This window comes from Polaribacter sp. Hel1_85 (genome assembly GCF_000766795.1).
Taxonomy (GTDB): domain Bacteria; phylum Bacteroidota; class Bacteroidia; order Flavobacteriales; family Flavobacteriaceae; genus Polaribacter.
Genome location: NZ_JPDS01000001.1, coordinates 606,248 through 619,460 on the forward strand (window position 1 = coordinate 606,248; position 13,213 = coordinate 619,460).

Below are 13,213 nucleotides of genomic sequence, written 5' to 3' on the forward strand. Positions count from 1 at the left end.
TCAGTAATAAAGCAGCATGAAATTGATTTTTAAATTAAATAAGAAGTAACAACTATGTGTCTGTGTGGTCAAAATTATGATAAACTTTTTTTTATTAATGTCAACGAAATGAGTTTTTTTATCTTTTCTATTTATGATGACAAAAAAAAAGCTGTAACTCATAAGAGATTACAGCTTTTAGGTAACTATATAAAAAATTTATTTTCCTTTAAAAATTGCGCTAAATTGCTCTAAACCAACATTGTCTCCGTCAATTTTTACACTATTCATCATTTCTATAATTTTAGCAGGATTCATATCATCTCCTAATAATCTTGCAACTCCTACTCCTGCTTCTTTTCCATAACCAAAAGCAATTACTTCATCTATAGAATCTGTATCTCCTGTATAGTATAAGTTTACATGCATTCCTTTAGCCTTCATCGTCATTAAAGACTTGTAATCTTTATTATCCTTAAAAAGTTCTTTTAGTGTTGCTTTTTCAATTTCATAAGCTTTTTCATTTCCTTTAACAGGCAATGCAACTACATTTACTTTACGTATACTTTTTAAAGTAGCTTTTACTTCATCAGAAACATCATCAGATTTTAATTGTAAAAAACTTGTAGGAATATCAACAGTTATAAAGCCTGTTTTTTCTTGACTTTCTACTAAATATCCTTGTAAGGATTTTTCATTTTTACATGAAGTAATCATCAATACAAGCAATAAAAGCGAAAGTATTTTAGTTATATTTTTCATTGTTTATTTTTTAGTTGATAAAAATTAAATTGCCTGTTTCCTTGAGCGCAGTCGAAAGGTCTTTTGTTTGTCAAAAACTTCATAAGTTCTCGACTGCGCTCGAACAGACATATCTTTACTTGTTGCTCCCACTAGTGAACGTATCTGCTAATTCAGACATTTTATTAATATCTATACTACCTGTTAAAGATACGACTACAGCTTCAGAATTACCGTTTGTTTTTTCGTCAATACCTTTTATAAACATTAACACTTCACTAACATAGTCTTTATTTTTAGTAGACTTTACATAGATTTTAACTCGAGAATTATTTTCTTTTATTCTCATTAACTGAGTTAAGTTCTGTCTTTTAATTGCTGAATTTGCCATTGTTTCCATTTTGTTTGCAATTGCAACATCTTTGGTAGAAAACATTTTAAATTCTTTTAAATCTTGAATCATTTGAAAAACTTTCATTCCTTCATTATCATCAATTTTTACATTTTTGAATTTAGAGATTAATTCGAAAGCATCTTTGGTAACTACTACCATATCTACTCCATCCATATCTTCTAAAGAGTCAAAAAATGACTGTGCGCTTGTTACCATTGGTGCAACTACTAACGCTATTAATATTGCTATTTTTTTCATAATTTCTGTGTTTACTTGGTTTTATTATTTTACTTGTTTACTTGGTTTTATTTTAATATTTTTTTTACGGTGTTTTCATAAGTATGTAAGGTTGCTACTGCCTTTTCTCCTTTTTGAAGGTTTGACGATAAAAGTCTTAATCCTTTACTTATTTGATCGAATTGTTTTTGTGCTTGGTATTTATTGTATTCTTGTTTACCAATAAATACACTAAATAATAAGACTACTGACGCTGCTACAGATAACCATTTTAAGTTTCTCTTTTTAGATTTCTTAGGTTCTAACTGAATGGTTTTTGTATAGGTTTCATCTTTGTTGGCAGCAAAATAATTAAACATAAACTCGTATTCTTGCAAGTGTGGTGCAACATTACCTCCTGTAAAATAGTTTCTTAAGGTTGTTTCTTCTTGCAAAGACGTTTCTGCTTTTTCGTATTTTTCTACTAATATTTCTATGTTAGCTAACTCCATAGTTGTGTTGTTTAATTAATGCTTCTCTTATTGTTTTTCTTGCTCTAGACAAGGCTACTCTTACTGCTGTTGGTTTCATATCTACCATTTTGCAGATTTCATCAAAATCATATTGTTCAACATCTCTTAATTGAATAATAATTTTTTGTTGTTCAGGTAAGTCTTCTATCAATTGGTGTACTTGGTTTACACTATCTCTATGTTCAATTTTCTTATCTAAACTTGTATCTTTTTCTTTATAATTACTGTGTACTAATGTTAAATTACTTGCTTGTTTAGATTTTAATCTGTCATAACAATAATTTTTAGTCATTGTCATTGCAAAGGCTTCAACATTCTTATAATCAGCAATTTTTTCTTTACTTTTCCATAGTTTAAAGAATAATTCTTGCGTAGCATCTTCAGCTTCTTCTGTAGAAACTAAAAGTCTTTTTGCTAATCTGAAGACTTTATCTTTAAATGGTAAAACAACTTTTAAAAAGTCTGATTGATTCATTTGGTTTGGTTGATTTGTCTTGTAAACATATAATAAATACTATTCTTTATATCAGGTTTACATAATTAAGACGAGGCACAATATATTTTGTTACAAGATATTTTAAAAATAATACTAATTCTCTTTATATTGCGTTAGTTTTACTATAAACATTCTTATTCTAAATGAAAAATATTATAAAAACATTCGTATTCTTTATAGTTTTAATTTTCTTTTATAATTGCTCTAAAGACGATAATTCTATTATTCCTCAAGATATAGAAATTCAAGATTTTGTATGGAAAGGTATGAATGCATATTATTATTGGCAAAATGATGTTCCAAATTTAGCTGACAAACGTTTTTCATCTCAAACCGAAATAAATGATTTCTCATATGGGTTTCCTACTCCAGAAGAATTATTTGAAACAGTACGTTATCAACCAGGGTTAATTGACAAATTTTCTAGGATATTTGATGATTATATTGCTTTGGAAAACTATTTTCAAGGAATTACTTTAAATAATGGTATGGAATTCGAATTGTATTATGAAAAAGGGAGTACAACAAATGCTTATGGTGTTGTTAGATATGTAGTTCCTAACTCTGATGCAGATGTAAAAGGTGTATTAAGAGGAATGGTTTTTAGTGAAGTAAATGGAAATCCTATTACTAAAAATAATTACCAAAATTTATTATTCGGCTCTAATACAAGTTACACAATTAATTTAGCAGATTTTAATGCAGGAAACCCTATATTAAATGGAAATTCTATTTCGTTAGAAAAATTTGAATTGCAAGAAAATCCAGTTTCAATTGTAAAAACTTTTGACGAGGGTGCAAAAAAAATAGGATATTTATTATACAATCAATTTGCAAGCTCATATGATGGTCAATTAAACACGGCATTTAATTATTTTAAAACACAAGGTGTGAATGAATTAATTGTTGATTTAAGATACAATGGTGGTGGATCTGTAAAAACTGCAACCTATTTAGGAAGTATGATTGCTACAAAATCTAATCAAACTTTATTTTCTCAGCAAATTTGGAATGAAAAAGTTATGGAAAATAATGATGCTAGTAATTTCTTAAATTATTTTACAGATGAAATAAGAAATACTGATGAAAATGAAAATATTATTCTTGAAGAAACCATTAATAGCTTAAACCTTTCCAGTGTGTATTTCATTGTTACAGAAGATACTGCATCTGCTTCAGAATTAGTAATAAATGCTTTAAGTGCTTATATTGATGTAAATTTAGTTGGTACACAAACTGTTGGAAAACAAGTAGGTTCTATTACTTTATATGATTCTGATAATTTAAGAAGAACTGGTTCTAATTTAAACTCAAATCATACATATGCAATGCAGCCAATTGTATTAGAAATAAAAAATTCTAAAGGAGAGAATAATCCTGATGGATATATTCCTGAAGTAGAACTCTATGAAGATTTTGGACAAATTTCTGGCAATGTAAATTTAGGTGTTTTAGGAGAAAAATCTGATCCTCTTTTAAATAGAACAATTAACTATATAACAACTGGTGCAAAGTTTTCTGGAAAAAGAAAAATTAACATCAAAAAAGAACAAATAACAAATTCTAAATTACAAAGACCTTTTGCAAATGAAATGTATGTAGATTTTAAAATAAATAATTTTTAAAAACATATAAAATCCAGTTTTTAACTGGATTTTTTTTTATGCTATAAATTTTCATTACTTTAATTCAGGCTTTTCTATAAATTCTTCAATTTCTTGATCGGTTAAAACATCTGGTCTAAACTCACTCATTAATTCTTCTCTTTTAGATTTTGCGTATTTATAACCAGATTTCCACCATTTACGCATTAAAACTTCATCAAACACTAAAGAATTTGTAGTTAGTACAGTAGGTGTATAATAAAGATTCAGCTTTATATCCTTATTATTAGCAGCTAATTTTCCAATTGTAATATTGTGCCTTTCTACATGCGTTAACATAAAATCGAAAACATCAAACAATAATGAAAACGGGTTTTTTGCTGGCAGCCTATTAAATTGAGTTACTTCAGTTTCTAAAATAATAGCGTCAATTTCTGTTGCTCCTCTTAAAATAGCCTCTCTAATTGGTACTAAAGAGCCAAAACCTCCATCTGCATATTGACAATTATTTTTTTCTAACAAACTCATAAAAGGTACATAATTACAAGACCCCCAAATCCAATCGCAAAAATCATCGTAAGTACAATCATTTATAGATTTATATTCAATATGATTTGCTGTTAAATTAGAAACTGTAACAACAACCTCTTTATTATTTGCTCTAATTTCATTATACATTTCTTTAGTAACATTCTTTTTTATTAAACTTCTTAGATTTTTACTTTCTCCAAAAGTTTTTCTTCCATTTAAAAAATTCCAAAATGTATTTAAATGACGAATACTAATCACTTTCTCACCAGCAACTCTTTTAATTTTAAAAGGATTATTACTAAAAATAGTTTTCTGATTTACATTGGTATAAAGCTTCTTTAACGCATCTAATTTACCTAAAGCCAAATGAGAAACCATTAAACTACCTGTAGAAGTACCTAAAAATAGATCATAATCTTTTTTTTCTTTCTTCATTAAGTATTGAGCAACACCACCTGCAAATGCTCCTTTACTTCCTCCACCAGAAATTACCAACGCTTTTTTCATTATCTAAAAATGATTTGTTTATTTAAAAAGAAGCCTACAAGGCTTTTACCTTGTAATTTTCTATAAAATTGTTATTCTCGAGAAATCGAGAATCTAAAAATAAAGTTTTTTAAGTTGCTAATTATAAAACCAATTAAATATTGTTATCATTTTAATCATTAGTATAACTTGGTCTGAAAAAAAACTTTATTTTAGTGCTATAAAAGTATCAAAAATGAAAAGAATATACGCACTTATTTTTATTTTCCTAGTTTTTGTCTCTTGTAAGAAAGATTATCAACCAAGAGAAATAGACACAATAACAGTGAAAGAGTATAAAATAAACAGTGTTAGCATTCGTGCAATTCAGGTGGTAAATAAAGAAAAAGTAATTTATGCTGGTTCAAATGGTGATGTTGGTTATTTTTATGACAAAGATGAATCAATTTTACCTCCAATTTCAATTAAATACCAAGACTCTATTAGTCCAAACTTTAGAAGTATAGCTTCTAATGGAAAAGCAGTTTTTGCATTAAGTATTGCTAATCCTGCATTATTATATCGTGTTTCTGGTGGGAAATATAAATTAAAATATTCAGAAAAGCATGAAAAGGTTTTTTATGATTCGATGCATTTTTTTGATGATAATAAACATGGAATTGTAGTTGGTGATCCAACAGAAAATTGTGCTTCTATTATTTTAACTTCTGATGCTGGTGAAACTTGGAATAAAATTCCATGTACAAATCTTCCAAATTTTGAAGAAGGTGAAGCCTTTTTTGCTGCTAGTAATACCAATATTAAAACCATTGGAAGTACAGTTTGGATTGCTTCTGGAGGAAAAAAAGCACGTATTTTAAAATCTGATGATTATGGAAAAACATGGCAAATTTTTGAAACTCCAATTATTCAAGGAAATGGACCTCAAGGAATCTATTCTATAGATTTTGCTGATAAAAACAATGGAATTGCAATTGGTGGAGATTATTCAAAACCTTTAGCAAATAAAGCAAATAAAGCTGTTACAATAGATGGTGGAAAAACTTGGACATTAATTTCTGATGGACAAAACCCTAACTATAAAAGTTGTGTGCAATATGTTCCAAAAACAAATGGAAAAGAAGTTTTTGCAGTTGGAAAAACTGGAATATCTTATTCTAATAACGGTGGAAATACCTGGAAAGAAGTTTCAAAAGAGGCCTATTATACAATTCAGTTTGTAGATAGAAATACAGCTTGGTTAGCTGGAAATAATAAAATAGGAAAACTAGTTTTAAACTAAAATGACAAAAAAGTTATTCTTCCTTATTGTAGCTTCACTCCTATTTTTCTCTTGCTCACAGCAATCTAAAATTAGTAAAGATTTTAATTGTAAAACTTCTAGCTTTAAAAGGTTAGAAGAAGTAAAAGACATTAAAAAGTTGTTTTCTATTCAAATTCCAAAAAGTTGGAAAACAAATTTATATTATGATGATATTCAATCTTCAATTTATACTGCAGACACAACAAAACAATTAACAGAAACTTTACTTTTAGATATCACTGCTATCAATCAAAACATTAAATTTGATGAAGCTTTTAAATTAAAGCAAGAGCAAGAAAATTTATCAAAAAAATTAATAAAAACAACATCAAAAGAAACAAAAATACTTAATAAACCTTCTTTTTACACAATTTCTAAAGGTAAAAAAGGAAAACATAATTATCAAGTTTGTCATTTTTTTATCAAAACAAACGAACAAAAATTTATACTTGCAAAAGCAGAAGTTTACGGAGATTCTTTAATAAAAAAAAGGTTTTGTAATGCTTTAGCTCTCATAGAAAAAATTAAAATATCAAATTAAAATGATTAATAAACAACACATTACCAATCGATTTATAAAATACGTTACTATAGATACAGAATCAGACCCTAACAATCCTGCTTTTCCAAGTACAGAAAAACAATGGGATTTAGCAAAGGTTTTAGTTGATGAATTGAAAGAAATAGGAATGCAAGATGTAGATTTAGATGACAATTGCTACATCATGGCAACTTTACCTAGTAATTTAGATTATAAAGTACCAACAATAGGCTTTGTAGCTCATATAGATACAAGTCCAGATTTTACTGGTAAAGATGTAAATCCTAAAATTGTAGAAAATTATGATGGAAAAGATATCATTTTAAATAAAGAACAAAATATTGTTTTATCTCCAAATTATTTTGATGATTTATTACAATATAAAGGTCAAACTATAATTACAACAGATGGTACAACGCTTTTAGGTGCTGATGATAAAGCTGGTATTACAGAAATAGTTACTGCGATGGAATATTTAATTCAGCATACAGAAATTAAACATGGTAAAATTAGAATTTGTTTTACGCCAGATGAAGAAGTTGGTAAAGGTGCACATTTGTTTGATGTAGAAAAATTTGGTGCAGAATGGGCTTATACAATGGATGGAAGTCAGATTGGTGAGTTAGAATACGAAAACTTTAATGCTGCTGGAGCAAAAGTTACCATTACAGGTAAAATTGTACATCCAGGTTATGCAAAAGGTAAAATGATAAATTCTATGCTAATTGCTAATCAATTTATTGCTGCACTTCCAGCAAACGAAGTTCCTGAAAAGACAGAAGGTTATGAAGGTTTTTTTCATTTGCATGATATAAATGGTAATGTTGAAAAAACTGTTTTAGAATATATTGTTAGAGATCATGATTTAGAGTTGTTTGAAGATAGAAAAGAATTGATGCAAAAAATCGCTACAGATTTCAATAAAAAATACAAACAAGATGTTATAGATATTTCTATTAAAGACCAATACTTTAATATGAAAGAAAAAATAACTCCTGTGATGCATATTGTAGATATTGCTGAAGAAGTTATGAATGATTTAGGAATTACACCATTAATTAAAGCAATTCGAGGAGGAACAGATGGTTCTCAATTATCATACAAAGGATTGCCATGTCCTAATATTTTTGCTGGTGGACATAATTTTCATGGTCGTTTTGAATATGTACCAGTAGAATCTATGATAAAAGCTACAGAAGTAATTATTGGAATAGCACAAAAAGTATCTCAGAAATAAACAAAAAAAAAGTCTCCAGTAAACTGGAGACTTATTATCATAGCGTATGCTATTTGTAAACTCATTAATAATAAAGCCCCTAATCTCTATTAGAAAAATATTGTCTACAACGCAAATTTAGTCAATTTTATCTTATTACAAAGTAAATACTTAAAATAATTCTGGATTTTTCCCTTTTACATTTTCAAAAAAAGCGTGAAAGACTTCAAAGTCCTTATCCTTGTTGGTTGTTGTGTAATAAGGTTCTGAAATTTTTATTTTTTTATTTCCAAAATCCAGAGTTGCCATCACAATTGGCACATTTGCTCCTTTTGCAATATAATAGAACCCTGTTTTCCACTTATCTACCTTTTTTCTTGTTCCTTCTGGAGATAAACCTAGTATAAATTTTTCATTAGCATTAAAAACAGCAATAACAGCGTCAACTAAATTGTTACTTTTTGTTCTATCAACTGGTGTTCCTCCTAACATTCTAAAGAAAAATCCAAAAGGAGGCTTAAATAAAGAACCTTTTCCTATAAAATGAACCATAGTTCCAGAAGCCATTCTTGCTAAAATTGCAATAGGAAAATCTACCCAACTTGTATGTGGTGCAGCTATAACTACATATTTTAAAGGAGTTTTTGGGAAATCGTTTTCTAGTTTCCAACCTAAAATGGTAAATAATATAAATCTTGCAAATGCTTTCATTGTCTGTTTTAAAAGTGATAAATTTATGAACTTAATTTGATATGATGAACGAATTGATTATATACTTCTTAATTGCACTGATTTTTAGTGTTATAGGTTTTTTTATTGGCAAGCTTTTAACCAAATTAAATTTTGAAAAGGAAAAAGGAAACACCGAAAAAGAAAAATCTGTATTAGAATTTGAAATTTCTAAGCTACATGAAACTGTAAAAAATGCTGAATTTAAGGTTGAAGAGTTGCAAGGCGAGTTAAAATTTATTCAAAAAGAAAAAGAAAATTTAATTTCTGATAAAACGCGTTTAGAAACAGAATTTAAAAATACAGAAGAAAAACTAGCAGCAAATAAAAACGAAGTTGAAAAACTACAAGAAAAATTTACTAACGATTTTGAAGTTTTGGCAAACAAAATTTTAGAAGAAAAATCAACTAAATTTACGCAACAAAACAAAGAAAACTTAAAAGTAATTCTAAATCCACTTCAAGAAAAAATAAAGGTTTTTGAAGACAAAGTAGATAAAACTCACAAAGAAAGTATTGATTATCATGCAGCTTTACGTCAGCAAATTTTAGGTTTAAAAGAGTTAAACCAACAAATGAGTAAAGAAACCATTAACCTTACAAAAGCGTTGAAAGGTGATAATAAAATGCAAGGTAATTGGGGAGAATTGGTTTTAGAGCGTGTTTTAGAAAAGTCTGGTTTAGAGAAAGATAGAGAGTATTTTGTGCAGCAAAGCTTTACAAACGACGAAGGAAAAAGAGTTTTACCAGATGTTGTAATTCATTTGCCAGATAATAAGAAAATGATTGTTGATTCTAAAGTTTCATTAACTGCTTACGAGCAATTTGTAAATGAAGATGATGAAGTTTTAAAAACACAATTTTTAAAAGAACATGTTGCTTCACTTAGAAGACATGTAGAACAATTGAGTGAGAAAAAATATGAAGATATTTATAAAATTGAATCTCCAGATTTTGTACTCTTATTTATTCCTATAGAACCCGCTTTTGCCGTTGCAATAAACACAGACAATCACTTATACAATAAAGCTTTTGAAAAAAACATTGTAATTGTTACTCCATCTACCCTATTGGCCACTTTAAGAACTATAGATTCTATGTGGAATAACGAAAAGCAACAAAGAAATGCGATAGAAATTGCGAGACAAGCTGGTGCTTTGTATGATAAATTTCAAGGTCTTTTAGGTGATTTAATTGGTATTGGAAAGCGTATTGATGATAGTAAAAAAGAATATTCTAATGCTATGAACAAACTTTTTGATGGAAGAGGAAACTTAATTACTAGTGTTGAAAAGCTTAAGAAAATGGGTGCAAAAGCTAAAAAAGCAATTCCAGAAAATATTATTGACAGGGCAAGTCAAGTTGATTAAATAAATGCACTTATTTTTCGATCCCTTTTTATAAAATAATATTTATCACCTTTAATTACTTTCTTTCTATATCCAAATAAATGGAAAATTTCTGTAGCTAAAAACTTTGCTGTTTTTGGATTCACAATTAAAGTGTATGTGTTTTTTTTATCTGACTTAACACCAGGTAAGAGCCTTAAAAATTGATGGAAATGAAGTTTTCTTGCCAATCTTGAGGCTTTTAACCAAAATTTAGAAATTCTTGTAATTACAAAAAAACCATCATCACCTTTCTTTTGATACAAAGGCATAAAAATTTTTCCTTTTTGTTTTGACTCAATTTTTCTTCCATTACTGTTTGCTAACAATTCATGTTTTGCAATTTCTTGAAAATTTTTATAACCATTCACCATTTTAAAATTTTCAAAAGGTTTAATGGTATATTTATAATCAATCTTATAAAAATCTTGATCTTCATTAAATAGAGATAATGAGCTTTTGTAGAAAGAGTACTTCTTCACGTCTTTCTTATGTACACATTTTGCAGCCACTAAAGCTAACCAAAGAAAAGCAATACAATTATCTACAGACACTTCATTATCATGCTGACCAGCTTCAAACCCTAAAGCAATATGCCCAAATTCGTTAATGTACGTTAGCAATGGTCCTTCTAAAAATTCTTCAATTCCTAAAATTGTTGGAATTGAAAAGTATGAAGAATATTTTCTATTATTTAGAGAATCACTTATTGTTATAAATGGCTTTGTATCTGAAGATGTGGTATGCAAATCTAAAAAATAGAAAGGTCCTTTTTCTGTTTTTAGAATATTTTTAATAATAATGTATATTTCATTTTGCTCTTGAGATTCTATTTCTAGATGATTTTCTAACAACAGTTTTAGAATCTCTTTTTTTGTCCAAATTCTATTTAAATCAACATTTTTAAAACGAATATTTTCTGAAATAGCATTGATATTACCTGCAATTCCATAAAAATTTCCTTTTAGGGCAATATTTTCATCATTTATTGTCTTAAAAACTTTTAAGAGAGCATTTATTCCTGCTCGTTCATTACCATGAATACCGCCTATTGCAATTACTGTTGGAGTTTTTTTTGAACCTTGTACACTTCCTATAATCCTCTGTACAAGAATTTTTTCATTAAATGATTCTATTTCTATTTGGTTAATCATTATTTTTTTTGATTTTTTCTATTCTCTCTAAATCATTTTTAGTAAAAATACCAACTAATTTATCTTCATTGATAACAACAATACAGGTGTTTTTTGTCTTAATAATTAATTCTTTTGCTTTCTTAAAAGAGGTTTCTGGATGTACAATATCAAAACGTTTATTCATAATATTTTTAGCAACTTTATTCATCACTTTTTTCGATGAAAAATCCAATTCTTCTATTTGGGTTTTTTCAATAATACCTACAATTTTATTGTGTTTGTTTACAACTGGAATATGATGTATATGATTCCATTCCATTATTTTGAGAGCCAATTTTAATAAATCATTTTCATGAACTACAAAAAGGCTTGTAGACATTATTTTGTAGACTTTATCATATTTTTTATCACTTTTATTCTCATGATAAGCCACAGATTCCCATTCAGAAATACTTTTATTTGATTTTTGATTTTTATAAATAAGCTCTGTTAAAATTACATTCGCTTCATAATTAGAAACTTCTTTTCTTAATTTACGTTTGTTTCTAATTAACCATTTACTTCCTGTTGTACTTGTATCAATTCTTTTTTGAATAATTTCTAAATAATAATCAATTTCAGTTTCATCAATATTCGATTTTAACAAACCTTCTTTTGCCATCGGAATTAAAATATTCTCTAACAATTTTTTTGCTGAAATCCCTTTTCCAAACCAATTAAAATAGGTGTTAATACCATTTCTTGCTGCATTTATAAAATTTCCACGAGCATCACGAAAAGGCATTTTTTTCCAAATTTTTTCATATTGTTTTGGCATTCCCTGCATTACTCCTACCCATAAAAGTGCATTTGCAATCTCATCTTTAATACTTGGCCCTGCAGGAATATACCTATTTTCAATACGCAAATGTGCTATATTTTCATGAACACCATAACACAATCTATTCCATTTATATAAAGTACCATTGTGTAAGTTTAATGCCTTTAATTTTGGCATAATTCCTTTTTTAACAGATTCTATAGAATTCTCATCAAATTGCGATGAAACAATTGGTGGATATCTAGAAATATCATCTGTATATAGTTCTAATATTGAGTTTTTTACCCATCTATTACCAAAAGACACTCTTGGTTTTTGCTCTCTAGAAAAATGTGTTACATTTCTTAAATCGATACTTTGTTGAAATAATGCAATTCTTGTTTCACTCCAAAGTTCTTTTCCTAATAAAAGTGGAGAGTTTGTCATGATAGATAACAATGGACCAGAAATTACTTGAGACCAATTATATTTATCGATGGCTTCTTCTGGGCTAATTTGTAAATGGACTTGAAAGCTAGTATTACAAGCCTCAAATAAGATTGATTCATGTTTCAAAATGAGTTCATCTACCCCTAAAATATGTAACTTAAAATCATCTCCTCTTATTTTTTTTAAAACTTTATTAAGTGTTTTGTAACGTTTAAATGGTGTAACATTTTTAAAAGCAAGATCTTTTTTTCTTAAAGTAGGTAAGATTCCTGTAAGTATAAATTTATTGTTTTCTGTTTCTTCTGCAGCTTTGTATCCTTTTTCTAATAAGTTTTTTAATTGTTTTTCAATTTCAGAAAAGCACGTGTTTTTTAATTCAAAAGGATCTAAGTTTATTTCTAAATTAAATAATGCCAACTCTGTTGTATAATGGGTGTCATTAATTTTTTCGAGAATTTCTAAAGCTTTTGTAGAAGGTCTAAAGTGTTTATCTACAATACATAACTCTTGTTCTGCACCTACTCGTTGAATGCCAGTTTCGAACAAGTTATGCTTAATCATATACTCAAAAGCTTCTATATCATTGAGTAAATGAAGTACAAATTCTTTACGATCTTTTTGTGTTTTAATTGCAGTAACAGCTTGTGACCCCATAATGAACGTATTGCATT

The 13,213-nt window shown here is 27.8% G+C and carries 13 protein-coding genes; 5 read left to right on the forward strand and 8 right to left on the reverse strand.

Annotated elements, in window-relative coordinates:
• Nucleotides 1-198: 198 nt before the first annotated feature.
• The 4 genes from PHEL85_RS02670 to PHEL85_RS02685 all read right to left on the reverse strand — a co-directional run bounded on the left by PHEL85_RS02670 (nt 199) and on the right by PHEL85_RS02685 (nt 2,338).
• The gene (locus tag PHEL85_RS02670) at nt 199-741 is read right to left on the reverse strand and encodes a DUF4252 domain-containing protein (RefSeq protein WP_036820694.1); all 543 of its coding nucleotides are present in this window, start codon (nt 739-741) and stop codon (nt 199-201) included.
• A 115-nt stretch (nt 742-856) separates the two neighbouring features.
• Entirely contained in the window at nt 857-1,372 is a 516-nt protein-coding gene (locus tag PHEL85_RS02675; protein ID WP_036820697.1) for a DUF4252 domain-containing protein, read from the reverse strand.
• A 47-nt stretch (nt 1,373-1,419) separates the two neighbouring features.
• Nucleotides 1,420-1,842, reverse strand: coding sequence for a hypothetical protein (locus PHEL85_RS02680; RefSeq protein WP_036820700.1), 423 nt, complete (start codon nt 1,840-1,842; stop codon nt 1,420-1,422).
• Nucleotides 1,829-2,338 carry an RNA polymerase sigma factor gene (locus PHEL85_RS02685; protein ID WP_036820703.1) on the reverse strand — a complete coding sequence of 170 codons (510 nt, stop codon included), beginning with the start codon at nt 2,336-2,338 and terminating at the stop codon, nt 1,829-1,831. Before PHEL85_RS02685 ends, PHEL85_RS02680 begins: the two co-directional genes overlap by 14 nt.
• A gap of 164 nt (nt 2,339-2,502) precedes the next feature.
• On the opposite strand from PHEL85_RS02685, the gene PHEL85_RS02690 reads away from it, so the two are divergent.
• Nucleotides 2,503-3,984 carry a S41 family peptidase gene (locus PHEL85_RS02690; protein WP_036820705.1) on the forward strand — a complete coding sequence of 494 codons (1,482 nt, stop codon included), beginning with the start codon at nt 2,503-2,505 and terminating at the stop codon, nt 3,982-3,984.
• Between the two features lie 54 nt (nt 3,985-4,038).
• On the opposite strand, the gene PHEL85_RS02695 is transcribed toward PHEL85_RS02690, so the two are convergent.
• Nucleotides 4,039-5,001, reverse strand: a complete 963-nt coding sequence (locus PHEL85_RS02695) for a patatin family protein (protein ID WP_036820708.1) — start codon at nt 4,999-5,001, stop codon at nt 4,039-4,041.
• Nucleotides 5,002-5,215: 214 nt separating this feature from the next.
• Between PHEL85_RS02695 and PHEL85_RS02700 the strand changes: the two genes are divergently transcribed.
• From PHEL85_RS02700 to pepT, 3 genes are read left to right on the forward strand one after another with little or no spacing between them, the layout of a single operon-like run.
• The gene (locus PHEL85_RS02700) at nt 5,216-6,262 is read left to right on the forward strand and encodes a sialidase family protein (protein ID WP_036820711.1); all 1,047 of its coding nucleotides are present in this window, start codon (nt 5,216-5,218) and stop codon (nt 6,260-6,262) included.
• 1 nt (nt 6,263) lies between these two features.
• Complete coding sequence (locus PHEL85_RS02705; RefSeq protein ID WP_036820714.1) at nt 6,264-6,824, forward strand: hypothetical protein; 561 nt, start codon at nt 6,264-6,266, stop codon at nt 6,822-6,824.
• Nucleotide 6,825: 1 nt separating this feature from the next.
• Nucleotides 6,826-8,061 (forward strand): peptidase T, encoded by a 1,236-nt coding sequence (gene pepT / locus PHEL85_RS02710; RefSeq protein ID WP_036820717.1) that lies wholly within the window; start codon nt 6,826-6,828, stop codon nt 8,059-8,061.
• A gap of 150 nt (nt 8,062-8,211) precedes the next feature.
• On the opposite strand, the gene PHEL85_RS02715 is transcribed toward pepT, so the two are convergent.
• A complete protein-coding gene (locus PHEL85_RS02715) occupies nt 8,212-8,751 on the reverse strand; it encodes a 1-acyl-sn-glycerol-3-phosphate acyltransferase (protein WP_036820721.1) in 540 nt (179 codons plus the stop codon).
• A 44-nt stretch (nt 8,752-8,795) separates the two neighbouring features.
• Between PHEL85_RS02715 and rmuC the strand changes: the two genes are divergently transcribed.
• Nucleotides 8,796-10,139: a DNA recombination protein RmuC gene (rmuC, locus tag PHEL85_RS02720; RefSeq protein WP_036820723.1), complete on the forward strand. Its 1,344-nt coding sequence runs from the start codon at nt 8,796-8,798 to the stop codon at nt 10,137-10,139.
• On the opposite strand, the gene PHEL85_RS02725 is transcribed toward rmuC, so the two are convergent.
• Both PHEL85_RS02725 and PHEL85_RS02730 read right to left on the reverse strand, forming a co-directional pair.
• Nucleotides 10,136-11,311 (reverse strand): succinylglutamate desuccinylase/aspartoacylase family protein, encoded by a 1,176-nt coding sequence (locus PHEL85_RS02725; RefSeq protein WP_052108434.1) that lies wholly within the window; start codon nt 11,309-11,311, stop codon nt 10,136-10,138. The two genes, rmuC and PHEL85_RS02725, sit on opposite strands and share 4 nt — an antisense overlap.
• Nucleotides 11,304-13,196 carry an HPP family protein gene (locus PHEL85_RS02730; protein ID WP_036820725.1) on the reverse strand — a complete coding sequence of 631 codons (1,893 nt, stop codon included), beginning with the start codon at nt 13,194-13,196 and terminating at the stop codon, nt 11,304-11,306. The genes PHEL85_RS02725 and PHEL85_RS02730 overlap by 8 nt, the downstream gene beginning before the upstream one ends.
• Between the last annotated feature and the right edge of the window lie 17 nt (nt 13,197-13,213).

What these genes read in the sequence shown, in the direction of transcription:
- PHEL85_RS02670 (WP_036820694.1), bottom strand. Translation starts at nt 741, where the DNA reads ATGAAAAATATAACTAAAATACTTTCGCTTTTATTGCTTGTATTGATG.
- PHEL85_RS02675 (WP_036820697.1), bottom strand. Translation starts at nt 1,372, where the DNA reads ATGAAAAAAATAGCAATATTAATAGCGTTAGTAGTTGCACCAATGGTA.
- PHEL85_RS02680 (WP_036820700.1), bottom strand. Translation starts at nt 1,842, where the DNA reads ATGGAGTTAGCTAACATAGAAATATTAGTAGAAAAATACGAAAAAGCA.
- PHEL85_RS02685 (WP_036820703.1), bottom strand. Translation starts at nt 2,338, where the DNA reads ATGAATCAATCAGACTTTTTAAAAGTTGTTTTACCATTTAAAGATAAA.
- PHEL85_RS02690 (WP_036820705.1), top strand. Translation starts at nt 2,503, where the DNA reads ATGAAAAATATTATAAAAACATTCGTATTCTTTATAGTTTTAATTTTC.
- PHEL85_RS02695 (WP_036820708.1), bottom strand. Translation starts at nt 5,001, where the DNA reads ATGAAAAAAGCGTTGGTAATTTCTGGTGGAGGAAGTAAAGGAGCATTT.
- PHEL85_RS02700 (WP_036820711.1), top strand. Translation starts at nt 5,216, where the DNA reads ATGAAAAGAATATACGCACTTATTTTTATTTTCCTAGTTTTTGTCTCT.
- PHEL85_RS02705 (WP_036820714.1), top strand. Translation starts at nt 6,264, where the DNA reads ATGACAAAAAAGTTATTCTTCCTTATTGTAGCTTCACTCCTATTTTTC.
- pepT (WP_036820717.1), top strand. Translation starts at nt 6,826, where the DNA reads ATGATTAATAAACAACACATTACCAATCGATTTATAAAATACGTTACT.
- PHEL85_RS02715 (WP_036820721.1), bottom strand. Translation starts at nt 8,751, where the DNA reads ATGAAAGCATTTGCAAGATTTATATTATTTACCATTTTAGGTTGGAAA.
- rmuC (WP_036820723.1), top strand. Translation starts at nt 8,796, where the DNA reads ATGAACGAATTGATTATATACTTCTTAATTGCACTGATTTTTAGTGTT.
- PHEL85_RS02725 (WP_052108434.1), bottom strand. Translation starts at nt 11,311, where the DNA reads ATGATTAACCAAATAGAAATAGAATCATTTAATGAAAAAATTCTTGTA.
- PHEL85_RS02730 (WP_036820725.1), bottom strand. Translation starts at nt 13,196, where the DNA reads ATGGGGTCACAAGCTGTTACTGCAATTAAAACACAAAAAGATCGTAAA.